This window comes from Dyadobacter sp. CY323 (assembly GCF_021390245.1).
Taxonomy (GTDB): Bacteria; Bacteroidota; Bacteroidia; order Cytophagales; family Spirosomataceae; genus Dyadobacter.
Map to the genome: position 1 here is coordinate 122,650 of NZ_JAJUXH010000019.1, position 24,208 is coordinate 146,857.

Below are 24,208 nucleotides of genomic sequence, written 5' to 3' on the forward strand. Positions count from 1 at the left end.
TGCCAGTGTTATGTCTGGCCGGGAAACGCTCTTTTAATGCGATTAAGCCAGGTCAAATCTGTCCAGGTTCATCACTTTTGTCCACGCAGCAACGAAATCCTTTACAAATTTGCCATGCGCATCTGCGCTTCCGTAAACCTCTGCAACCGCTCTCAATTCGGAGTTGGAACCGAAAACAAGATCTGCACGGGTGGCAGTCCATTTAGGCTGACCTGTGGTGCGGTCGGTTCCCAGATATACTTCTTTGTCCTCACTCATCGCTTTCCATGCAGTGTTCATGTCGAGCAGGTTGACGAAGAAATCATTGGTCAGCTGGCCCGGACGCTGCGTAAACACACCGTTTTTAGAGCCATCGAAATTTGCACTTAATGCACGCATTCCACCGACGAGAACCGTCAGTTCCGGCGCTGTTAATGTAAGCAACTGCGCCTTATCGATCAGCAACTCCTCGGTCGAAACCGAGAATTTAGCTCTGGAATAATTACGGAAACCGTCAGCAGCAGGTTCCAGGTATCCAATTGATTCAACATCCGTTTGTTCCTGCGAGGCATCGGAACGGCCAGGAGTGAACGCAACCGAAATCGCATGACCTGCATCTACCGCCGCTTTTTCAACTGCTGCGGAGCCAGCCAGAACGATCAGATCTGCCAGAGATACCTTTTTACCGGTTGATTGTGTCGCGTTGAATTCGCTCTGGATGCTTTCCAGAATTCCCAGCACTTTTTGCAGCTGCGCCGGATTATTCACCTTCCAGTCTTTTTGCGGGGCCAGACGAACGCGGGCGCCATTGGCACCACCGCGCTTATCGGAACCGCGGAATGTCGAAGCCGAAGCCCATGCCGTCGAAACCAACTCGGATATGCTCAATCCGGAAGCTAAAATATTCGCTTTCAATGCAGCAATATCGCCATCATCAATCAATGCATGGTCAACTGCCGGGATCGGATCTTGCCAGATCAATACTTCTTCCGGTACATCCGGGCCCAGGTAGCGGGCACGCGGGCCCATGTCGCGATGCGTCAGTTTGAACCACGCACGGGCAAAAGCATCCGCAAAAGCATCCGGATTTTTCAGAAAGTGTCGCGATATTTTTTCGTAAACCGGGTCAAATCTTAATGCAACATCCGTAGTAAGCATAGTAGGCGCATGCTTTTTGGAGCTGTCATATGCGTCCGGAATGATACTTTCGGCATTTTTTGCGACCCACTGGTGCGCACCGCCCGGACTTTTAGTCAATTCCCATTCGAAACCAAACAGGTTTTCGAAGAAATTGTTACTCCATTGTGTCGGCGTTTTCGTCCAGATTACTTCCAGTCCGCTGGTAATCGTGTCGGCACCTTTACCTGAACCAAAACTGTTGCTCCAGCCCAGGCCCTGCGATTCCACATCAGCGGCTTCCGGCTCGTCGCCCACGTGGTCGGAAGTTGAGGCACCGTGCGTTTTACCAAAACTGTGTCCCCCGGCGATCAATGCAACCGTTTCTTCGTCATTCATAGCCATTCGGCCAAATGTATCGCGGATGTCTCTTGCGGATGCGATCGGATCAGGATTCCCGTCCGGACCTTCGGGGTTTACATAAATTAGACCCATATGGGCCGCGGCGAGCGGCTTTTCGAGGTCGCGGGAGTGAATACCTTCTCTTGGATTTTCATCGGACGATACCACGCCATGACCGGCAACGCCTGCTACGCCTTTGGAATAACGGTGGTCGTTACCGAGCCATGTAGTTTCCGATCCCCAGTAAACGTCTTCATCCGGCTCCCACACGTCGGCACGTCCGCCGGCAAAGCCAAATGTTTTAAAGCCCATTGATTCCAGGGCCACATTTCCCGTGAGGATCATCAGGTCCGCCCAGGAAAGTTTTTGTCCATATTTTTGTTTGATAGGCCAAAGTAAACGTCTGGCCTTGTCGAGACTGACATTATCCGGCCAGCTGTTGAGCGGTGCAAAACGCTGCTGCCCGGACCCGCCGCCGCCGCGACCATCGAATACGCGGTATGTTCCCGCGCTATGCCACGCCATACGAACAAAGAGAGGGCCATAATGTCCGAAATCAGCCGGCCACCAGTCTTGTGAATCCGTCATGAGGGCATGAAGGTCCGCTTTTACCGCATTCAGGTCGAGACTTTTAAAAGCTTCGGCATAATCAAATTCGTCACCGAGCGGATTTGTTTTAGAAGAATGCTGGCGCAGGATGCTTACTTTGAGCTGATTTGGCCACCAGTCACGGTTCTTCGTGCCGCCGCCACCGACATTATGATTCATTGTTCCGTTATGAAACGGGCATTTACTGATGTCGTTTGGGTCGTTTTCCATAGTTAAGAGTTCTTGTTAAATAATAATGCTACCCCCGGCAGCTTTGCAGGACGGCAAGATAAAGGATTAGAAAGTATAATGACAATCGATTAAATCTATCTTTTGATAGCTGGTGTCTATTATCGAAGGTTTCGCTGTCTTATATACGTTGAAACAGCGTTTATCAGCCTGCGTCCTACTGCAGATCGGGTATAAGTCGTTCTGCATTCACTTATCCCAAATAACAAAGTTGATGTCGGAATCGCCAAAGGCCAATTATGATACTAAGAATTTTTATTCTGATCACCATCCTGACCGCCGGTATCACGCAGGCTTGGGCGCAAGTGAAACTGAATACCACACAATTCAATCAGAAAGGGGAGGCCACTCTCACGCGTCAGAAAGACATTGTTGAGCTTACCTGGCCCGCCGGCGCGGGGAAGGTTGGAAAGGTGCAGTTCGATCTGTCGCCATTCAGGCCTTTGTTCAAACGTATTGCTCTTGGTACGAAAGCCCAGCCGGTTACAATCTCGGAAGATCTGGATGCGGCATTTTTGCTGACCGTCGGCAAGCGTGACCTGCTCTCACAGAACGGATGGAATATCTTTTTCGATAAAGTACCTTCCCGACCTTTCCAGACTTTTCCTGTCGCCCTCAAAAAGACGAGCATTTCGGTTAAAACGATCGGGAGCCGCACGGTAGTAACGATCGGGAGCCTTTCCGCTGACCGTTTTTCCGGGGTATTGGCAGTGACTTTTTATAATGGCAGCCCTCTGTTCAACATCGCTGCGGTCATGTCGACCAAGGCGGAGGCAACAGCTATCGTTTATGATGCGGGGCTGATCAGCCGGACGGAAAAATGGAAAAGTGTGTCCTGGACGAATACCGCCGATCAAATGGAGTCGGCCGGGATACAGTATGCCGATTCTGCCAAAAATCTTGCCGTGAAATACCGGACGATTGCCGCCCAAACAAACAATGGAACAATGGCCATTTTCCCTGCGCCGCACCAATATTTTTACCCGCTGGACGAGGCCTTCAACCTCAAATTCATCTGGCATGGAGCAGGTTACCGAAATATGCTGGACGGATATGGGATCGGAATACGACAGGAACTGGAAGGTGATCGCCGCTTTGTCCCCTGGTTCAATGCCCCTCCCGGAACGCGGCAGCGCCTTAATTTCTTCTGCCTGATCAGTAATGCAGACGGTACCGAAGCTATAAATGAGGTCAGGAAATTTACCAATGCAGACCGTTATGTGAAGCTTCCGGGTTTCAAAACGATGTCGAGCCATTTCCATAATGAGTTTATTATGAGCGTAGTACTGGCCGGTAAGCCCGTTCCGGAAAAACCCGAGTTTGTCGAAGTGTTCAAGCGGTTGGGTGTCGATATGGTGCATCTTGGGGAGTTCCATTATACTGCACATCCAAAGGGCCCTGATTCACTGCGGCTGAGCGAATTGCAGGCGCTATTTGAACAATGCAAGCGGCTGTCGGACAGTGACTTCCTGGTCATGCCGGGCGAGGAGCCCAATGAGTTCTTTGGCGGGCATTGGTTGCAGATTTTTCCCAAACCCGTCTACTGGATCATGTCCCGAAAAAAGGAAACGCCATTTGTTGAGAACAAACCGGGTTTGGGCAAAGTGTACCATATCGGCGATAAAAACGATATGCTGAAATTGCTGCAGGAGGAGCAGGGGCTGGCCTGGACCGCCCATGCGCGTACCAAAGGTTCGGTGAACACGCCCGACATTTATAATCATGAGGAATTCTTCAGATCCGACCGATTTATGGGGGCAGCCTGGAAAGCAATGCCCGCGGACCTGTCGCAGCCGCGCCTGGGCAACCGTGTGCTCGATCTGCTGGATGACATGAACAATTGGGGCGAGAAAAAAACCGTAATCGCTGAGGCTGATCTGTTTACGGTTACGCAAGAGAACGAAATGTACGCGCATATGAACGTCAATTACATGATGCTCGACCAGCTTCCCAGATACGACGACGGCTGGAAACCCGTGGTGGATGCAATGCAGCACGGTAAGTTCTTCTCGACCACCGGAGAAGTGCTGATGCATGAATTGAAAGTGAATGGAAAGTTGTCCGGTGAAACGCTGGCACTGAATGCCGATGGTACGGCCGACGTAAGCCTGAAACTAAGCTGGACTTTCCCGATAAATTTCGTGGAAATCATTTCGGGCGACGGAGAAAAAGTGTACCGCGAACGAATAGACCTGACAAACACCCACGCTTTCGGCAAGCGGCAATTTCAGTTTCGCCCGAAGCTGAAAGGTCGCAAATGGATGCGCGTGGAAGCCTGGGACAGCGCGGTGAACGGCGCTTTCAGCCAGAATTTTTATTTATTTTAAACGAACACTTGTTTATTGCATTTTATGAATTTATTTTTGGCTCAAATTTAGTTAGTGCGTTAAGTTATATGGCCCGTCACTCTATGCGTTGGTTTGTTGTCATGATGGTGTTTGTCGCCACTGGTCTGAGCTTTCTGGACAGACAGGTGCTGTCAATCGCGATTATTAAGATACAGAAAGAGTTTCAGTTTAGTGATGTCGAATATGGCTGGGTGAACACCAGTTTTCTGCTGAGTTATGCATTGATGTTTACCGTGGGCGGCTGGATCATTGACCGGGTTGGCGCTAAAAAAGGTCTAGCCGTTGCAGTGGGAGTATGGTCGGTGGCCAATGCTTTTCACGGGTTGATGAATTCCCTGCCGCAGCTGATCGCATTTCGTTTTTTACTCGGTTTGGGCGAAGGTGCATGTTTTCCGGGAGCCGCCAAAACGGTTTATGATTGGTTTGATAAAAAAGAAAGAGCGCTTGCAAATGGCATTGCCATCGGCGGTTCGGCCATTGGTGCCGTGATCGCGCCTCCACTAACGATCATGATATCAGAACATTATGGCTGGCGTGCCGGTTTTGTGATCCCCGGGTTGGTGGGTGTTGCGTGGGTAGTGATCTGGCTGTTGATACCCTGGAAAAATAGCATCGCGCAAATCAATTTACAGGCAGCTGTGAAGAAAGTGGAAGCGATCCCATTGCTTAATCTTTTAAAAATTAAAGAAACGTGGGTCTTTATCCTGATGCGTTTTCTGCTCGATCCGGTCATGTATTTTATGATGTTCTGGATCCCGAAATATCTCAGCGAAGTACGCGGCGTGGCCTATCAGGAAATTGGAAATTTGTTCTGGGTACCATTTCTCGCGCTGGGCGTTTCCAATGTCTTGGGTGGATTTATTTCCGATAAACTCGTGAAATCCGGATTTTCGGTCAATAAAGCCAGGAAAATGGTGATGGGCGTTGCCGCCGCATTAACCCTGTCCGTTCCGATGACAGAATACGTTTCCTCCGTTTACGTGGCTGTCGGGCTGATGGCGCTCTACATGTTCGCACACGGTTTTTGGATCACCAATTACATCACTTCGATCTCGGATGTGTTTGGACAAAAGGCAACTTCCACAGTGGTGGGGCTTTCGGGTACGGCGGGAGCAATTTCCAGTTTGTTACTTAATCCGATGATCGGAAAGATCGTGCAGGAATATTCGTACAAACCGATGTGGATCGCATGCGGCGTACTTTATCCGCTCGCATTCATCGGCTTTATGTTGCTCATTCCCAGGATACAACCCTTGTTTCAGGAAGTCCTGGATAACCCGGCGGACGCAGCTGTACTGAAAGCAGATCCATGATTTGATCAGAAAAAATTTTACCCGGAAAAACTTAGTGCGTTAAGAATTTAAGAACAACACATAATATAAATTAAATGGTGAATCCTATTCTCAACCCGCAGGAATCGACTGCCGCAATTGTTGAAAAACGTAAACCTACCCGTCCGCGAATCGGCGTTTTCGGAGTTGGCTATTACAAGTACTGGAGCCAGTTCGACGGCCTTCTGGACGCTATGATGCACAAGCAAGCAGTCTTTATTGAAAAGATACAGACCGGCTCGTATGCGGAAGTGATCGACTTTGGTCTGGTGGATAATGTTGAAAAAGCGTACGAACTGGTGCCCAGGCTCAATGCGGCGAACCTGGACCTGATCTTTTGCGATATGGTCACGTATGCCACATCCAACACATTTGGGGTGGTGATCAGGAGCGTTAATGTGCCGATCGTGCTCGTGGCTTTGCAGCCCGACCAGGCCATGGATTACTCGCGCGCATCTACCTACATGCAGCTTTACAATGACGATATCTGCTCGCTGCCCGAGTTTGCGGGCGTAGCTGCGCGGATGGGAAAAAAGGTGCCGGATATGATCATTGGTACCTTGTACGACGATCCTGAGGCCGATGCTCAAATTGAAGAATATTGCCGGATCGCGGCTGTTTTGCACGATTTGAAAACGTCGCGTATCGGACATATCGGTCACCCGATCGAGGCGATGCTGGATATGCATTCGGATTCAACCATGCTGACGGCGCATTTCGGCGCGCACATTGTGCAATGCGAGGCGCACGAAATTGTGACCCAATACCAAAAGTCAACTCCGGATGAAATTGATCCCGTAAAAGAACGTATCCTGGATTTCTTCGATACGCCCGACCCGGTTTCCGATCCGATTTCGGAAAAACTCAGGGATTCTGACCTGGAAACGGCTGCCCGCGTGACGGTTGCCCTGGAAAAATTCATCCAGGAAAGAAAGCTTGACGGACTGGCTTACTATTATGAAGGCGCGGAAAACAGTGAGACCCGGACTGTGATGTCCAATCTCATCGTGGGTAACTCCTTGCTTACTGGCGCGGGTTTCCCGATGTGCGGCGAGTCGGATCTTAAAACATGCTTTGCGATGCTCATTATGGAACGTTTAGGCATAGGCGGTAGCTTTGCGGAATTCCATCCGGTGGACTTCAAAGAAGGATTTGTACTGGTAGGCCACGATGGGCCGCATAATGTCGCCATCGCCGACGGAAAACCAGTTTTGCGCAGCCTGACCAAATACCACGGCAAACCTGGATTTGGCGCGGGTGTGGAGTTTAAGATCAAGGAAGGCCCTATTACGATGCTGAGTATCAACTCTACCTACGACGGGAAATTCAAGTTCGTGATCGCGGAAGGACAGTCTGTTGAGGGGCCAATTCCCCCAACCGGCAACACCAACACGCGCGGCTATTTCAAACCCGATGTGCGGACATTCCTGCAAAGATGGATGAAAGAAGGTCCAACGCACCATTTCGCACTGGGCGTCGGGCATCATGCCAGTGCGATCGTGAAAGTAGCCAACTATCTCAATCTGGAAGCCGTCGTAATCGGCGCGGAATAGATGTGGCGGTTGCCGTAACCCATTGTTTTTCAGATTAAACGCATAAACCTCTTGCTAATATCTAAATCCCTTTTCATTATGAAGAATAAGTGTATTAATCAACGCTTCTGGCAGCTTTCCAGTCTTTTGCTGCTGCTCATCTGTACGCCCGTCTGCACGGTTTTTGCGCAGGGTTCGGGCAGGCAGGAAATACGCGGCGTGATCACGACTGCCGAAGACAAGCAGCCGCTGATCGGTGCCACGATCGCCGAAAAAGGCGGATCAAACGGAACGACCTCGGACGCGAATGGGAATTACCAGCTCACCGTAAGTTCAGGAGCAACCATTGTAATCAGTTTCATTGGCTACCTGCCCCAGGAATTAGTGGTAGGGTCGCAATCCGTTGTTAATGTGGCCTTAAAAGCCGATGAGCAGCAATTACAGGATGTGGTGGTAGTGGGTTACGGTACGCAGCGCAAGAAAGATGTCACAGGTTCGATTGTGACGATTTCTGCAAAGGATATGGTCCCGGTCCCGGCTGCAAACAGTTTTGATCAGATGCTGCAAGGTAAGGTCGCGGGTGTGCAGATCACACAAACGTCCGGCGCGCCGGGCGGTAATGTGAATGTGCTGATCCGCGGCGTGAACTCGATCACGGGAGGAAACCAGCCGCTGTATGTGGTGGATGGTTTTGCGATCGGCTCCGGCGGTGGCGGTTCCAATGTCTCCAATTATGCTTCCGATTCGTATTCCGCGAACGGTATCGTGGGTGCGAGCGCAGTGAACCGCGTGAATCCATTAAGTACGATCAATCCGTCTGATATTGAGTCTATTCAGGTTTTGAAAGATGCTTCTGCGACAGCGATTTATGGTTCACGCGGAGCAAATGGCGTTGTGATCATCAATACAAAAAGAGGAACAAGAGGACGTTCGAACATTAGTTTCGAGCATTCAACCGGTTTGCAGCAACTTGCCAAAAAGATGGATTTAATGACACCCAGACAATACGCCGAATTTGTTGCGGAAGGCCGGGACAATGCGTGGGTATTCGCAGGAGGTAATGCGAGCGATCCCAATGAAAAACGCGGAACAGGTCAATATGTAAAACCGGCATTCAGAAACCTGGACCAGTTCGCAGACAATGGCTATGGAACGGACTGGCAGGACCTGATTTTCAGAAGTTCTGTGGTTCAGAACTACCAGCTTTCGGCCACAGGCAACAAAGGCGATATGCGCTACTTTGTTTCCGGCGGTTACCTGGATCAGGACGGCATTATCATTGGTTCGAAGTTCAAGAAATTCAATATGCGGACGAACCTCGATGTAAACCTGACACCGAGACTGAAACTGGGAACAAGCTTTTCGGGAACCTACTCATTTGGTGATTTTGCCCGGGCAGAAGGCCATTTGCAGCACCGAGGACTCATTTCAGCGGCCGTAGCGGCTGACCCCACGATTCCCGTTTACGATGATAAAGGCGGATACTACTCCGAGTTTTCGGCTACGACTGGTATCCCGGTTGAGCACGTGCTGCTGATCAATGACGAGTTTTCGGACAAACGTAAGAATGCCAACATTTTTACCAATAATTACCTGGAATACGAGATCGCAAATGGGTTAATTTTCAAAACGACCATCGGGATCAATTATTCCAGCAACCAGACACGCCTTTGGAAATCGTCCAAAATCGGTGTGGCCACGAGCCGGACGGGTGCGGCAGTCGCCGGTGTTACTAAGATCAACAGCATCAACTGGCTGAACGAAAACACGCTGAACTACCGCAAAAAAGTAGGTGAAAAACATGATTTCGACGCATTGATCGGGTTTTCATCCCAAAAAAATACCGATGATGTACTGCAAGCCGGCGCAACGGATTTCCCGTCAGACGACGTACATTACCTGGCGGCGGGGATCGTGACAACCGGAACCGACTACATGTCGCAATGGTCCATGCTTTCCTGGTTTGCGCGCTTAAATTATTCGTATGCAGATAAATACCTGCTTACCGCCACCATGCGGCAGGACGGTAGCTCACGGTTCGGTTCAAAAAACAAATGGGGGGCTTTCCCATCCGTTTCACTTGCCTACCGCATTGCAGAAGAAGAATTCCTGAAAAACAGCACCACGATCAGTGACCTGAAAATCAGGGCGAGTTACGGAGTTTCCGGAAACAACCTGATCGGGAACTATGCGAGCCTTGGACTGCTGGGCATTTCACCGATGGTTTCCAATGGCACTAACATCTCAGGGATATCGCCTTCAAGCCTTGCCAATGATATTCTGAGCTGGGAAAAGTCTTTTCAGACCAATGTCGGGGTTGATCTGGCCTTGTTCAAAAACAGGATCACTTTCACCGTTGATGCATACCGTACCCATAAGAAAGACCTTCTTTTGTCTGTCGCGTTGCCGGCAGCTTCCGGTTTCACTTCCTCGGTTCAAAACGTCGGTGAGCTTGAAAACAAAGGGATCGAGTTTTCTTTAAACACCGAAAACATTGCAAAAGGCGATTTCCGTTGGACTTCGGATGTGAATCTGAGCATTAACAGAAATAAGGTTTTAAAACTGAATACCGAGTCTGCCCGTATCAATACTTCGGCTTATCAGGTGGCAGAAGTGGGTCAGCCGATCGCCAGTTTCAGGTTACTGAACATTCTGGGTATTTTCCAGACTGCGGAAGAAGTAAAAACCAATCCCATCCAACATCCACGTGTGCAGCCGGGCGATTACCGTTTTCAGGATGCAGACGGCAGCGGCACCATTACGCAAGCCGACCGTATGATCGTAGGAAATCCGTGGCCGAAATTTACCTGGGGAATGGGACACCGTTTTTCATATAAAAACCTGGCATTGAGCGTAAACATCTACGGCTCGCAGGGCAATGAAATGTACTTCCAGGGCGGTGAAGTTTCACTGAATGGCGCAGGTGTGCAAAACCAGCTAGCCATGATGGCCGACCGCTGGAAATCACCGGAAAATCCGGGTGCAGGCTTGATGGCGCGTGCGATCCGAAATGACTATGCCTTTGGGTTCAGTTCCGGAACAACCAAGTATATGTTCGATGGATCGTTTATCCGCATTCGTAATGTGAACCTGGCTTATACTTTCCCGCGGACGTTAACGGAGAAGATCAAATTGCAGGGATTGTCGCTTTATGGCGATGTTACCAACCTTTTCACCTTCACCGATTATCCCGGTTATGATCCGGAAGGAAGCACGGGCGGTGACAATATTGGTCAGACCGGCGTGGATTTCTTCTCGTACCCAAACCCGAGAACCTATACAATCGGCCTGAGAGCAAGTTTCTAAACCCTTAAAATTGAATGCTATGAAACGGAATATTCTGATATTATTACTGGTGCTGACCGGTATGTCATCCTGCAACGATTTCCTGGAACTGGTCCCGGAACATCAGATCAGCAATAATGTTTTTTACAAAACCCAAAATGACTTCGACAGGGCATTAATCGGTGCATATAGCAGCATCCGGGGACTTTACAGTGGCAGCGCGATCCTGTATGCGGCCGAGCTGCGGACGGACAATGCGGAGATCAACTGGTCGTCGCCGAGCGTGGATGAAATGCAGTTTGAGCAAAATGCGCTGACTTCGACAAACACCACGGTACGGGGCATATGGAATGTATGTTTCACCACCATTTCAAGGTGTAACACGATCCTGGACCGCATTGACGCCGTGGATTTCGATGCGGCAGCGAAGAACAAGATCATCGGCGAGGCTAAATTCCTTCGGGCGTTCAGCTACTTTTATCTGGTGCGGCTGTTTGGCGATGTGCCCATTAATGAAGAAGTGTTTGACAATCCCGGCGAAATTCAGGCCGCAGACCTTACCCGCAAGCCTGTTGAGCAGGTTTATGATCTGATTTTGGCAGACCTTACAAGCGCAGAAACGCTTTTGCCGGCCACATTGAATGCTGACAAAACGCATGCTTCCATTGGTACCGTGAAATCGCTGATCGGGAAAGTGCATTTGACCCGGAAAAATTATGCGGCAGCCGAAACCAAACTGAAAGAGGTCATTGATCTCAAACAATATAGTTTGCACGAGAATTATGCAGCCCTTTTTTCGGAAGGAAATAACAATACGAAAGAGTCGCTTTTCGAGATCCAGTATATCCGGGGACGCAGCCTGGGCAATAACTACTCTGCCCTTTTTACACCGGCGATCACCAGTATGGCCATTTTTCCCAACAACCTGCAAGGTTCCGGGCGCATTACGCCGACATTGAGCTTATTCAATGCGTATGAGGCAGGTGACAAGAGAAAAGCAACTTCGGTGAACGACTCGGTGCGGCTGATCAACGGAAGCAAATCTCCGGCGCGTTATGCATTGAAATTTGTGGATTTCAAAGTCGTGGAAACCTCCGATGGCGCCGTTGCATTCACGGTAATGCGTTATGCCGATGTACTTCTGATGTACGCCGAGGCATTGAATGAACAAAGTAAAACCGATCAGGCACTTCCCTTTTTGAATATGATCCGCACGCGGGTGGGTCTGCCTGCTCTGGCTGGGTTAACTCAGGCTCAGTTTCGCACGGCAATGGAAAATGAGCGAAGGGTGGAATTCATGTTCGAAGGTCAGCGCTGGTTTGACCTGGTCCGGACAGGCCGCGCCAGGGAGGTTTTGAATGCATACTACACGGGTAAGAAGCAAAATTTCTCAGTCGCCGAGTACGAGGTACTTTTCCCGATCCCGCTGGCAGAAATCGAATTGAACAGTAAACTGAAACAAAATGAGGGGTATTAAGTCGATAATAATCCTTTTCGTATTGTGCATGAGCCTCACCCGGGGCCATGCGCAATATGAATTAGCCACATTAAAAGGCCGGAATTTCAACAACATTACCTTGGAGGTTTCGCTGAAACCTTTCAAGAAAAACGACAAAGCTTACATCCGGGAAGTGGCCAAAGAAATGTTTGTTCAATGGCATTCTTTGCTGCGTCACACGGACACGGTTTCGGTGATGTTATGGACAGGCGATGGTTCCGAAATACTTGATTATAAAGGTGTTCCCAACCAACCGCTGGAATGGGCGCAATACATGGGTAACCCTAATACAAAGCATGCGGTGAACTCGGGGCCGAAAGAATTATCCATTCACGAACGCGCATACCTGTACCTCCCTGAACCTCCCAAATTCACTTACGATGATCTGAAATTCATTGTTCAGACCTTAAAAGAAGAAGGCAAAAAAGCGACCGGGAAACCCATTATGGTGGGGGAAACATTTGATCCGGGACCGGAATTCGCCAAATCGGAATTTAAATACAAAAAACATCCTGAGATCCTGGGCGGCAGCGCAATGGGACATAATACAATGGTGAGCTGCTATTCCGTGCTGAATGCGGACAGTGAATCGTATGCAGGGTTTCCAAAAGGCATTCCGGCCAATACGCCATTTGGTACTTTTTTAGGCAGACAAAGCAAGCATTTCCTGGCCGATATGGGCTTTGATTTTCTGTGGCTCAGCAATGGTTTTGGTTATGGGGTTGAAGGCTGGTCGTCCACGGGCGCGATCTTCAATGGCAAAGGATTTGATCAGGCAAAATTGAATGCTACCAAAGATAAAATAGCCGGTTTCTGGAAATATTTCCGGGCGGAATGTCCTGATATTCAGATCCAGACACGAGGAACTAACCTTTCTACAGGCGCAGATCTGGCGCGTGATGGCGTTGATTTGAGATCCATTTATAAAGACAAAAACCTGTTGCCGCCGCCGAATTCTCCGTGGGCTGCATTGGATGGTGATTTTGGTTTGGAAATGGTGGGGTATATGTCGAGAATGGCCGAGCTGCCCGACGAGCGCTATCTTTTCCGTTATTATACCCACGATCCGTGGTGGCTCAACAGTCCCTGGCTGGACCGTTACGGTCGCGAGCCGCACGACATTTACCTGCCGATGTCGGTTTCCCGCATCAATAAAAAAGGCGAAGTAAAGCTGCCGTCGCACCTGAGTTTCCTGAGCATCGACGATTCATACGGCAACATGCCCACGCAGGTCCCCGACGAAGTTACCCCGCACATTCTCAAAGCGCGATACGATTCGCCAACCGCTCCTGGGCCGCTGGTGTGGGTGTATCCGTTTGATGAATACCACGAATGGGCTTACAAATACAAGGACCGGCTTCCGGAAATTTATTACGGCGACTGGCTGATCCGTCAGGCCATTAACAATGGGATGCCTCTGAATACGGTCGTTTCGACGGGTTCATTTCAAACTGTTTTGAAAAATAATCCTTCGGCTTTCAAAGAATCGGTGCTGGTTACCATTGTCCCGGATCCTGATTCTGAACTGGAAAAATCGCTGATCTCATTTGTTCAAAATGGCGGAAAACTGCTGGTTTACGGGCCGGCTGGGCATGCCGGGAAAGCGTTTCTGGATATGCTGAATTTGCAGAATGCAGCGGTATTGGAGGGTGAGTTCAACATTAAATCATCTTATGCGGGAGACAAAATGAGCAGTGCATATCCGACCAAAATCATCCACAGCGCATTGTTTTCCGGCGGCGGCGTTGCCACAACTGTGAAGAATGCAAAGGATGCAGGTACAAAAATCCTGGCGCAGATGACGCAGGCTGGTCAGTCGCGCGATGCGGCGTGGGTGAGGCAGAAACCGGAATGGAAAGGCGGAAAAGTGGCATACGTGCGCGGAACGAATTCGAGTAAATTCACAGGCGGGAAATTGCTGACACCGGATGATCCCTCGAAACTGTTCACCGGGCCGCTTTTGATGCGTTATATTCTGCAGGAATTCGGGATGAAATTTTTTATTGAAAAGGAGGATCCGAGCGTGAAAAATCCGGTTTTGACGGTTTCCAGGAGTGATAATGCATTCATTTTCTCGGGGTATAATCCGAACAGCACGATCCGAAATACATTCAAATTGCCACAAGGTGCTCCGCTGTTGCTGGGGCTAGAAACCAAGCTGGACAAAGGTCATTCCTCGTACACATTACCTACTTCGTGGAGCCGCGAATCGCGTGTTTTTATTGCGCAAAATGAGGGGATTGTTTCTTATAAAGAATTGCACTCAGGCGAGCTTGGCATTGCTAAGCGGTACAGGGTCAGTGGGTTGAAGAATGCTACTGTTCGGATTTATGCGGATGACAAGGTTAGTGCAAAAGATTTTCATGCGTATCTCAATGCGAATTATCCGTGGAAAGAAGGGAAGATCACTTTTAAGGAAGGCGATCCGACATTGGGGAAACATTTTGTGGTTGAAAATATAACCGGGAGTTTGGTGGTTTCCTGGTGAGTTGCTATTCCTAAATCCTTAATTATGAAAAAGTTATCGTTTTCGCTGGTTTTGGCGATGTTGTTTTTTCAGTCGTTTGCTCAGCAAAATAATGCCACGGATGCACGGATAAAAACACTAATAAAAGGATTTGCGAACCCAACGGGCACGGCCAGGCCTAAGGTTTATTGGTGGTGGTTGAATGGGTATACAGATGAGGTTAGGTTGAAAGAGGAGCTCGTGGCGATTAAAAATGCCGGATTGGGGGGCGTTGATATTTTTGAGATTGGTTTTCGGCCGGATGGGGTTGTGCCTGCGGGGCCGGCTTTTATGGGGGATTCTTCTTTGAAGACCATTGCTTTTGCGATTAAGGAAGCGACAAAACTTGGGCTGGAAGTGGGTTTGAACTTGTCGAGCAGCTGGAATGCGGGAGGTACGTGGATCAAGCCCGAGCACGGGGCGAAATCGCTTTATTTTTCCAAAATAAAATTTGTCAAAACAGCCGGTAACGCAACACCGCTTCCTTTTCCCGAAATCCCTAAGAAAGATAAAAATGGGAAGGATCGCGAAATGACTTTTGCGGCGGATGGAAAACCGTTTTACCGGAAAGACATCGCCGTGCTTGCGATTCCAGCTCAAAAGGAAGGAAGCTTTTTGGATACAACTGCAATTATTAATGTGACGCGTTTCTTCGATCCAAAAACGGAGGTACTGAAATGGGAAGCGCCGGCGGGCGATTGGGAAATATTCCGGTACGTATGTGCAAATTCAGGCGAGCTGCTGAAACTACCAAGCCCAAATTCCAAAGGTCTGATCATCGACCATTTCGACTCGACCGCAACCCGCATTCACTTTGAATATTTTATTCAAAAACTCAAACCGTTGCTCGGCGATTTTAAGAAAACCGGTCTGAAAAACCTGTATCTGGCCAGTTTCGAAGCGACCGGAACCATCTGGACGCCCTCACTTGAAGGCGAATTCCGGAAGTTGAACGGGTATGATGTAAGCAAATTTTTACCAGCGTTATTTGATAAAAAAGCATTTAACCCTGCCCAGTCAGATCAGTTCAGAAAAGACTTTGACCTGACGATTTCCGAGCTGATGATCAACAATCATTACCGGAAGGGCAGGGAAATTGCCAATAGTTATGGTTTGAACCTGATCTCCGAATCCGGCGGGCCGGGGCCTCCGTTGCACAATGTACCGGTGGAATCCGTCAAAGCCTTGGGCGCGCTGGATGTTCCCCGCGGCGAATTTTGGATCAACCATTCGCAATACGACGCCACGCCCGACAGCATTGATTTGCTCATGCTGGTGAAGGAAATTGCGGCTGCCTCACACATCTACCAACGGAAAATCACGGAACTGGAAGCGTTTACGAGCTTTCAGAACTGGTGGGAGGGCCCGGGCGATATGAAACCAAATGGCGACCGCGCTTTTTGCGAGGGCATGAACCGGCCCGTGATCCACGGCTTTACGCATAATCCGCGCGGCGTGGGATATCCGGGTATCTACTATGCAGCCGGAACGCATTTCAATGACAAAACCACCTGGTGGCCGAAGGTAAAACCATTCAATGATTACCTGGCGCGTGTTTCCTACGTACTGCAGGAGACTGATTTTGTGGCCGATGTGCTTTATTATTATGGAGATAAGGTGCCTAATTTCGTTACGCCCAAAAACACCCGGTTTGCGGTCGGCTCGGGATATGATTATGAGATCATTAATACGGAAATCCTGTTGCGCGATCTGACTGTGAAGAATGGGTTGCTGACATTGCCCTATGGCGCGCAGTTCCGCATTTTGGCATTGGATGAAATTTCAGGTAAAAATCCGGCGATCTCAAAGAAAATCGAGCAGCTCCGGAAAGATGGCGCGGTGATCACAGCCGCTATGCCGGCGGGACGAATTGGTGAAATGCTGAAATCCACGGGCATCGGGCCTGATTTTGATTATCCTGATAAAAAGTCAATGCGGCTCGACTATATGCATCGCGACCAGCCGGTTCTTGATTTTATTCATCACAAAAAAGCGGATCAGGACTTTTATTTTATCAGGAATACGAGCAAAGAAACGGTGACCCGGATTTGCTCATTCAGGCAAACCGGCAAATCGCCCCAGCTCTGGGACCCGATGACAGGCAAAATTGTTCCGGTTTCTATATTCAATCAATTAGAAAAACACATTGACGTTCCGGTTTCTTTGCCTCCTTTCGGTTCTGTTTTTATCGTTTTTACCAATGATAAAAACCCCGCGCAGTATACTTCATTCGGTTCAGGTTCTGCATTACCGGCATTTGAATATGTAAACAACGGCATTCTGCTGCCAGAAAAAGGTGCATTGACACTAACCAAAAACGGCCGGAATCTTACGATTGATAATCTTGGCAAATCACAGACCATCACCGGCGCCTGGGACATTTCATTTACCAGAAACTGGGGCGCTCCCGAGAAAGCAACCTTCCCGGAACTGATCTCCTGGACAAAATCACCTGACGAAGGCATTCGCCATTACTCCGGCTCGGCGATTTATTCCAAAACATTTGATAATACCATCACAGCCGGAACTAACAACCGCATTTACCTGGATTTGGGGGATGTTTCCAAAGTCTGCGAAGCGTGGCTGAATGGAAAATCGCTCGGCATTGCCTGGACGAAACCGTACCAGTTTGATGTGACGGGCCTGCTCAAAGCTGGGAAGAACGAACTGCGGATCGAGGTGATCAATACCTGGGCCAACCGCATCATCGGCGACATTACGAGTGAGAAAAAATACACTAAAACGAACCTGAATGTGCGCGGCTCGCGTGAATTGCTGTGGACGGAAACGCCGCTGGTACCTTCCGGGATACTTGGGCCGGTAGTTATTAAAACGGTTACGATCATTAACTGAAACTTGTTATGAAACTTAAAACCTTCCTTTCTTCTTTTGTTGTCGCATTTTGCTTTCAGGCTACATTTGCGGCTGTCGCCTCTTATGGTCAGGTAGGTGATGCCACGAATACGCGAATTAAACACGAATTAGATAAAGGGTTTGCGAACCCTACCGGTACTGCGAGGCCAAAAGTGTATTGGTGGTGGCTGAATGGGTATACCGATCAGACCAGATTAAAGGAAGAATTAATTGCGGTGAAAAATGCGGGTTTGGGGGGCGTCGATCTTTTTGAAATCGGGCTTCCGCCTGCGAGTGATCCCAACCATATCATTCCCGCCGGGCCTGCATTCATGAGTGATTCGTCGTTGAAAGCGATCCAATTTGCTATTAATGAAGCGGGTAAGCTCAATCTGGAAGTGGGGTTGAACCTGGCCAGCAGCTGGAATGCAGGTGGAACCTGGGTGGAGCCGAAGTTTGCTTCCAAAACCTTGTATTTTTCCAAAACAACGGCTAGCAGCAAAGAAGCAGCGCAACTTCGTCTGCCATTTCCCACCATCCCTCCCGACCGCGCGGGCAAAGCGCGCCTGATCGAATATGGAAAGGATGGGAAACCGGTTTTCAGACAGGAGGTGGCTGTGATTGCAGTCCCGGCCGGGGCTCAAAACCTGGCGGATACTTCTGAAATTGTGAATGTTTCAAGCTTTTATAATGCCGAAACAGAGATGCTGAGTTGGAAAGCGCCGGCTGGAAACTGGGATATTTACCGCTATATCTGCTCCAATTCGGGCGAACAGCTGATCCGTCCGTCACAAAATTCGGCTGGCCCGATCCTGGATCATTTCGACTCCACGGCAACGGAAATGCATTTGATGTATTTCATTAATAAATTAAAACCATTACTGGGCGATTTTTCCAAAACGGCATTAAAAAACCTCTATCTGGCGAGCTATGAGGCCAAAGAATTTGCCTGGACAACTTCATTGCCAGCGGCTTTTAAAAAAATAAATGGGTACGACATTTATAAATTCCTGCCTGCGGTTTATGATCAAAAACTGTTTGAAAAGAAAACGGCGGACACATTCAATACCGATTTTTCGGAGACATTTTCGGAGCTGATGATCCACAATCATTACAAAAAAGCAAAAGAGATTTCAAATAAATACGGTCTGAAAATCATCTCCGAGGCGGGCGGGCCGGGACATATGCACCATATCCCGGTGGAGACATTGAAAGCATTGGGCTCGCTGGATGTGCCACGGGGTGAATTTTGGTACAAACGTCCTTACTACGACAAAGAAGGCATTGTGGACATGGTTTGGCTGGTGAAGGAAATTGCGGCTGCGGCCAATATTTACAAGCTGGGTATTGCGGAGGAAGAGGCATTTACCAGTTACCTGGACTGGCAGGAAGGTCCGGCAGATCTGAAAACCCACGCAGACCGCGCATTTTCCGAGGGGATGAACAGGCTGGTTATCCACGGCTTTCCGCATAACCCAAAGGAAATGGGTTACCCGGGCATTGCATATTTTGCCGGTACGCATTTCAACGACAGAAATACGTGGTGGCCAAAAATTAAACCATTCAACGATTACCTGAGCCGCATTTCATACATTTTTCAAAATACCCGTTTTGCAGCGGATGTACTCTATTATTATGGGGACGACATCCCCAACCTCGTCCCACCCAAAAACTCCGTTTTTAAAGCGGGTAATGGAGTTGACTATGAGGTGATTAACACTGAAATTTTATTAAAAAGCCTGACCGTAGAAAAAGGTGAATGGGTGCTGCCGGGCGTGGGCAGGTATAAGGTTTTGTCCATTGGAAAAGGCAAAATTGTGGGCGCAGAAGCAATGGCGAAATTGGAGAAGCTGAAAAAACTAGGGGGCGTGATTGCAAATGAAAATGTGTCGTCTGCATTGAATATTCCACCGGATTTCAGCTATAACGATCAGGAAAAAGGGACGCTGGATTACATTCATTACCGGGGGAACGGGAAAGATTTTTATCTGATCAGAAATAACACGGATGCGTGGGTTTCGCGGCAATGCGTGTTTCGCCAGGAGAACAAAACACCCGAGATCTGGGATCCGGTTAATGGCGAGGTGAATGCGGTGAGCGTGTTTGAACAGCGCGGAAAACAAATACACCTGCCGCTGACTTTACCACCTTTTGGGTCTTATTTTGTTGTTTTTACGGAAGGTACGGCACCGGCGCATTTCACGGAAATTGCTTCAAACAATACCAACCCTCCTCTATTTACTTATGCGGGTAACCAATTGATTTTTCTTGAAAAAGGAAACCATCAGTTGAAAACCGGGAAGACTTCTGTTAACATAACCAATGCGCCTGAAAAGTTGGAAATTAATGGGGAATGGAATCTGACTTTTCCTGACAAGTGGGGCGCTCCTGCAAAGGCGGTTTTCCCAAAGCTGATTTCCTGGTCAGACTCGGAGGAGAAAGGGATCAAGTATTTTTCAGGAACTGCGTCTTATGCGAAAACATTCACTTTTAAAATGCCGGAAAAGGGAAAACGCATTTATCTGGATCTGGGGAAAGTGAGTGAAGTGGCCGAAGTGTGGCTGAATGACAAATCCTTGGGCATTAGCTGGACATTACCGCATCGTTTTGACATCACAAACCTGGTGGTTAACGGTGAAAATAAATTGCGTGTAGAAGTAGCCAATACCTGGTCGAACAGGCTGACCGGCGACGCGATAACCGGTGAAAAATTTACCAAAACCAACATCGTAAAAGCCAATAAGAACCTCACTCCCTGGGGCGAGGTGCCATTGAAAACATCGGGTTTACTCGGCCCGGTAACCATCGAATCAATTAAAACCATAAAACCATGAAAAGGGCAATTAAATACCTAATAATCAATGGACTATGGTCAATAGTCATCATTTGTCTATACTCAACCCCAGCAACCGCCCAAACAGCAGAAAGCACTCATTATCTGGATAGCATCAGGCATGAACTCACCATTCAATGGCCCAAAAGCCGGACGGTCAACCTGGTTTTTCACGGACATTCGGTGCCGGCAGGATATGGCGACAGGCATGAGGTGAACACACTGCAATCGTACCCGAATTTAATGTTGAAAAAGTTGAAAGAAAAGTATCCGTATGCGGTCATCAATGTGATTGTGACTGCGATTGGCGGCGAAAATTCGATCAAGGGACAAACGCGTTTTGAAAATGATGTGCTGGTTCACAAGCCTGACGTACTATTTATCGATTACGCATTAAACGACCGGTTTTCTGACCTGGCAAAGGTGAAAGATGCCTGGGAGAAAATGATTAAAGCTGCATTGGATAAGAATATCAAAGTCATTTTACTAACCCCGTCGCCCGACCAACGCATCGAGATCAATGATGCTGCGAATCCTCTGGAACCTTATATTGCCATGATCAAATCGCTGGCCGGCGAATACAAAGTCGGGCTGGCAGACCCTAATGCAAAGTTTAAAGAAGTAGCCGCGCAGGGGAAATTGAAAGAAGTAATGGCTTCTGTAAACCACCCGAATGAGGCCGGCCATATGATCATTGTGCAGGAGTTGCTGCCTTATTTCTGATTGGAATCGCCGTAGTCCGGATTGGCGCTGATCGCGAACTTGTATTTGTCGCCGCGGTAGTAGGAACGCTCTATTTCCACTACTTTTTCATCCTTGCAAATCACGGCGCTGTCGAGGATAAACATCGGCGTAGATTGATTTAGCTCAAAATTATTGGTCTCGGAATCGGGGTCCATGATCTCGACGCCAAGCGTTTGTTTCACTTCATCGATGCGAAGATGATACGTATCTTCATACACTTTGAAATAAGAAATCTCCGTCGGCATCCGATTGATTTTAGGGCATAACCGCAGCGAAATGTATTTGATTTCGTCTTTAATGATCTCATCGTCCGCATACCGCAGCTGGTGGATCTTTAAAACCGGTCCGTCTATAATGAAATGCTTCCCGCCGATCTGAGAAGAAATACCGTCTTCGAGTACCGTTTTTTCGAGCACCAGGTTGTGCGGTTCGAAACCTTCCGCCAGCAAACTTTCATGGAAACCGCGGCGGGTGGCGTAAATGGAACCCAATGTGCGGATCAGGTGATGGTCCACCGTTCTGTTCAGCACAAACGTTCCTTTTCCTTTAATGCGTTTGGCCCAGCCTTTGTTTTCGATTTCCAGGAGACTTTTCCGGGCAGTGGTATTGCTGACGTTGTAGTTTTTAATCAGTTCATTTTCGGAAGGTATCTTGTCACCCGGCTGCAGTTCCCCAGACTTGATCTTTTCAATTACAGTATCGCTTATGCTTTGAAACTTGGGCCTCATGTTCAGGTTCATTCTTCAGAAAATGGTGTCAATTAAAAGCTAAAAATAAATAATTTTAACGATTACGCCTCAGGGAAAACGTTGTCTTAGGACACGGAGTGAAAAGTCATCGACTGTTATCGGTGCCTGCATGCCGAATGATGATGATAGTATCAGGATTGCGAAGAATTGTATAAGATACTGGTTTTGTTAAAATATAATTTTAGTCCTGCTTTTGACAACCACCATGAGATCTGCCCCTGTAATTGCCGATGACGAGTTTGATTTGTGGGTTCGGTTCAAACTGGGTGACAGAATGGCTTTTTCAAATATGTATGAGCGTTACGCCGGCATATTGTACAATTATGGTTTCCATTTCTCAAACGATGCCCACATTGTCGAAGACGCGATCCAGGATCTTTTTGTGACTTTGTGGCATTCCCGCGAGCGCCTCTCGGACACTACCTCTATTAAATACTACCTTTTCCGCAGCCTGAGAAGGGCAATTGTAAAGCTTTCCGGTAAAGAGCAGGCATTCGACCGGTCCAGTGATTATTTGTTTGAGCGGGTTTCCGTCGATTCGGTCGAAATGCAGATCGTTTCCGGCGAGCAGGAAACGGAACAACGGCAGCACCTGCAAACTGCGCTCGCCGCATTGACCCCGCGTCAGCTGGAAGCGATACGGTTACATTATTATGAAGGATTCGACGTAGGCCGCATTGCAAGTATCATGGAAATGAATGAGCAGTCTGTCCGGAATATTCTTCAACGCTCTCTATATAAATTGCGGCACATGATGCCTTTCTTCCCGCTGATCCTTTCTTTCTTCGAAACATCGGGGCTGTAATCAGTGTTTTATTGGCCTGTCAAACGAACTCGCAAAATTTTGTAAAAAATATTTCATGCAAGTGAGTTAAATGGAGTAAATCTTTCTTTGGTGCTTTTAGAAAATTATAATACAATATTTGTTTGATATGGATTTTGTAGATCCGGAAGTTCGGAGATTTTTGTCAGACCCAAAATTTGTATGGTTTGTTAAGCATGGAGCCGAGGGTTCGGCGTGGAAGCAATATGAGTTCACGCACCGCGACCGGCAGGAAGCCATGATGCAGGCTAAAATGATTTTGCTCGCAGCTGACCAGATGCCAGCCGAGCAATTGAGTGACAAAAACAAGCAAAGACTCTGGACGAGGATCGATAAGCGGACGAAAGAAGATCCGGCTGAGTTGGAGACAGAAAGAACCTGGCTTGGATGGAAATGGATGGCGGCGGCGATCTTTCTGATTGCCGCGGGAGCAGGCTGGTGGTTTGGTACCCGCGACACGCCGTCAATTGCCACGCGGCAAACCAGGTCAGATGTAAAAGTGATTGCCAATCCGGGAAATCAGATTTTCCCTGTTGACCTGCCCGATGGGAGTACCGTGCTGCTTGCTCCGAAAAGTAAGGTGGAATACCTGGTATCAGCGTATGAGAAGGGGGGAAGAAGGGAGGTCCGTTTGGCGGGAGAAGGTTTTTTTGAGGTGGTGCCAAATCCATTAATACCGTTTTATGTGTACGTGAATGGGCTGACAACCAAAGTTTTGGGAACTTCATTTAATGTAAAGGCTTTTCCCGATGACAGGCGTGTGGAAGTGGCGGTTAAAACGGGCAGGGTAACCGTCTTCGGCTCAGATTCCGCACAATCCGCCGACGATGAGCCGGAAGGGAAGGTTGTAAATCCCAATGAGATCATCACGCTGGACCTGGCCAGCAAACGGTTATTGCTTGAAAAATTGGCGAAGCCGGAACATGTGGCTTCCTCTCAGGTTCAGGAATTCGAGGATACGAGGGTGTCGGAGATTTTTGATGCATTACAAAAAACGTACAATGTCCGGATTCGCTATGACCAGCAGGTAATGAATGTTTGCAGGGTAACTGCCTCATTTACAACAGAAACATTATATGAAAAAATAAGATTGGTTTGCAAGGCATTCGGGGCCGATTACAAAGTGGCTGGGGATGGGGAGATTGTGATTGAGTCGGAGGGGTGTTTGTGAGATGTGAGATCCGGGCCGCCGGGCGGTGAGATGTGGCGTTTTTATGTATGAATTATTCCTAAACCTTTAATTTTTTTAACCCTTAACCATTCCAAAATGAGACGACAGTAACGAAAACGACCGGTTTGCTTGGCGCGGACCGGTCGTTAGAAAAAGGCTCTCCCGGTCCATTGGCGTGGACGGGAGAATGATTTGTTCATT

13 protein-coding genes are annotated in these 24,208 nt (G+C 48.5%); 11 read left to right on the forward strand and 2 right to left on the reverse strand.

All coding sequences use genetic code 11. The annotated features are described in order from the left end of the window. Positions 1 to 42: 42 nt before the first annotated feature. Positions 43 to 2,316, reverse strand: a complete 2,274-nt coding sequence (gene katG / locus LZG72_RS22895) for a catalase/peroxidase HPI (protein WP_255701096.1) — start codon at positions 2,314 to 2,316, stop codon at positions 43 to 45. Positions 2,317 to 2,573: 257 nt separating this feature from the next. On the opposite strand from katG, the gene LZG72_RS22900 reads away from it, so the two are divergent. From LZG72_RS22900 to LZG72_RS22940, 9 genes are all read left to right on the forward strand, one after another. Next, a complete protein-coding gene (locus LZG72_RS22900; RefSeq protein ID WP_233877458.1) occupies positions 2,574 to 4,661 on the forward strand; it encodes a hypothetical protein in 2,088 nt (695 codons plus the stop codon). Between the two features lie 83 nt (positions 4,662 to 4,744). Further along, positions 4,745 to 5,995, forward strand: coding sequence for an MFS transporter (locus tag LZG72_RS22905; protein ID WP_233877459.1), 1,251 nt, complete (start codon positions 4,745 to 4,747; stop codon positions 5,993 to 5,995). 74 nt (positions 5,996 to 6,069) lie between these two features. Continuing rightward, on the forward strand, positions 6,070 to 7,566 hold the full coding sequence (locus tag LZG72_RS22910) for an L-fucose/L-arabinose isomerase family protein (RefSeq protein ID WP_233877460.1): 1,497 nt from the start codon (positions 6,070 to 6,072) through the stop codon (positions 7,564 to 7,566). A gap of 78 nt (positions 7,567 to 7,644) precedes the next feature. Then, positions 7,645 to 10,851, forward strand: a complete 3,207-nt coding sequence (locus LZG72_RS22915; protein WP_233877461.1) for a TonB-dependent receptor — start codon at positions 7,645 to 7,647, stop codon at positions 10,849 to 10,851. A gap of 19 nt (positions 10,852 to 10,870) precedes the next feature. Beyond that, entirely contained in the window at positions 10,871 to 12,307 is a 1,437-nt protein-coding gene (locus LZG72_RS22920) for a RagB/SusD family nutrient uptake outer membrane protein (protein ID WP_233877462.1), read from the forward strand. Between the two features lie 28 nt (positions 12,308 to 12,335). After that, positions 12,336 to 14,816 (forward strand): hypothetical protein, encoded by a 2,481-nt coding sequence (locus LZG72_RS22925; protein ID WP_233877463.1) that lies wholly within the window; start codon positions 12,336 to 12,338, stop codon positions 14,814 to 14,816. Positions 14,817 to 14,840: 24 nt separating this feature from the next. After that, positions 14,841 to 17,687, forward strand: a complete 2,847-nt coding sequence (locus LZG72_RS22930) for a glycosyl hydrolase (protein ID WP_233877464.1) — start codon at positions 14,841 to 14,843, stop codon at positions 17,685 to 17,687. Between the two features lie 8 nt (positions 17,688 to 17,695). Beyond that, positions 17,696 to 20,521, forward strand: coding sequence for a glycosyl hydrolase (locus LZG72_RS22935; protein ID WP_233877465.1), 2,826 nt, complete (start codon positions 17,696 to 17,698; stop codon positions 20,519 to 20,521). Then, a complete protein-coding gene (locus tag LZG72_RS22940; RefSeq protein WP_233877466.1) occupies positions 20,518 to 21,243 on the forward strand; it encodes an SGNH/GDSL hydrolase family protein in 726 nt (241 codons plus the stop codon). The genes LZG72_RS22935 and LZG72_RS22940 overlap by 4 nt, the downstream gene beginning before the upstream one ends. Here the strand turns inward: LZG72_RS22940 and LZG72_RS22945 are convergent. Then, a complete protein-coding gene (locus LZG72_RS22945; RefSeq protein WP_233877467.1) occupies positions 21,234 to 22,004 on the reverse strand; it encodes a GntR family transcriptional regulator in 771 nt (256 codons plus the stop codon). The two genes, LZG72_RS22940 and LZG72_RS22945, sit on opposite strands and share 10 nt — an antisense overlap. 214 nt (positions 22,005 to 22,218) lie before the next feature. On the opposite strand from LZG72_RS22945, the gene LZG72_RS22950 reads away from it, so the two are divergent. Beyond that, positions 22,219 to 22,818 (forward strand): RNA polymerase sigma factor, encoded by a 600-nt coding sequence (locus LZG72_RS22950; RefSeq protein ID WP_233877468.1) that lies wholly within the window; start codon positions 22,219 to 22,221, stop codon positions 22,816 to 22,818. Between the two features lie 127 nt (positions 22,819 to 22,945). After that, positions 22,946 to 24,007 carry a FecR family protein gene (locus LZG72_RS22955; RefSeq protein ID WP_233877469.1) on the forward strand — a complete coding sequence of 354 codons (1,062 nt, stop codon included), beginning with the start codon at positions 22,946 to 22,948 and terminating at the stop codon, positions 24,005 to 24,007. The last annotated feature ends 201 nt before the right edge of the window (positions 24,008 to 24,208 follow it).

What these genes read in the sequence shown, in the direction of transcription:
- katG (WP_255701096.1), bottom strand. Translation starts at nt 2,316, where the DNA reads ATGGAAAACGACCCAAACGACATCAGTAAATGCCCGTTTCATAACGGA.
- LZG72_RS22900 (WP_233877458.1), top strand. Translation starts at nt 2,574, where the DNA reads ATGATACTAAGAATTTTTATTCTGATCACCATCCTGACCGCCGGTATC.
- LZG72_RS22905 (WP_233877459.1), top strand. Translation starts at nt 4,745, where the DNA reads ATGCGTTGGTTTGTTGTCATGATGGTGTTTGTCGCCACTGGTCTGAGC.
- LZG72_RS22910 (WP_233877460.1), top strand. Translation starts at nt 6,070, where the DNA reads ATGGTGAATCCTATTCTCAACCCGCAGGAATCGACTGCCGCAATTGTT.
- LZG72_RS22915 (WP_233877461.1), top strand. Translation starts at nt 7,645, where the DNA reads ATGAAGAATAAGTGTATTAATCAACGCTTCTGGCAGCTTTCCAGTCTT.
- LZG72_RS22920 (WP_233877462.1), top strand. Translation starts at nt 10,871, where the DNA reads ATGAAACGGAATATTCTGATATTATTACTGGTGCTGACCGGTATGTCA.
- LZG72_RS22925 (WP_233877463.1), top strand. Translation starts at nt 12,336, where the DNA reads ATGAGCCTCACCCGGGGCCATGCGCAATATGAATTAGCCACATTAAAA.
- LZG72_RS22930 (WP_233877464.1), top strand. Translation starts at nt 14,841, where the DNA reads ATGAAAAAGTTATCGTTTTCGCTGGTTTTGGCGATGTTGTTTTTTCAG.
- LZG72_RS22935 (WP_233877465.1), top strand. Translation starts at nt 17,696, where the DNA reads ATGAAACTTAAAACCTTCCTTTCTTCTTTTGTTGTCGCATTTTGCTTT.
- LZG72_RS22940 (WP_233877466.1), top strand. Translation starts at nt 20,518, where the DNA reads ATGAAAAGGGCAATTAAATACCTAATAATCAATGGACTATGGTCAATA.
- LZG72_RS22945 (WP_233877467.1), bottom strand. Translation starts at nt 22,004, where the DNA reads ATGAACCTGAACATGAGGCCCAAGTTTCAAAGCATAAGCGATACTGTA.
- LZG72_RS22950 (WP_233877468.1), top strand. Translation starts at nt 22,219, where the DNA reads ATGAGATCTGCCCCTGTAATTGCCGATGACGAGTTTGATTTGTGGGTT.
- LZG72_RS22955 (WP_233877469.1), top strand. Translation starts at nt 22,946, where the DNA reads ATGGATTTTGTAGATCCGGAAGTTCGGAGATTTTTGTCAGACCCAAAA.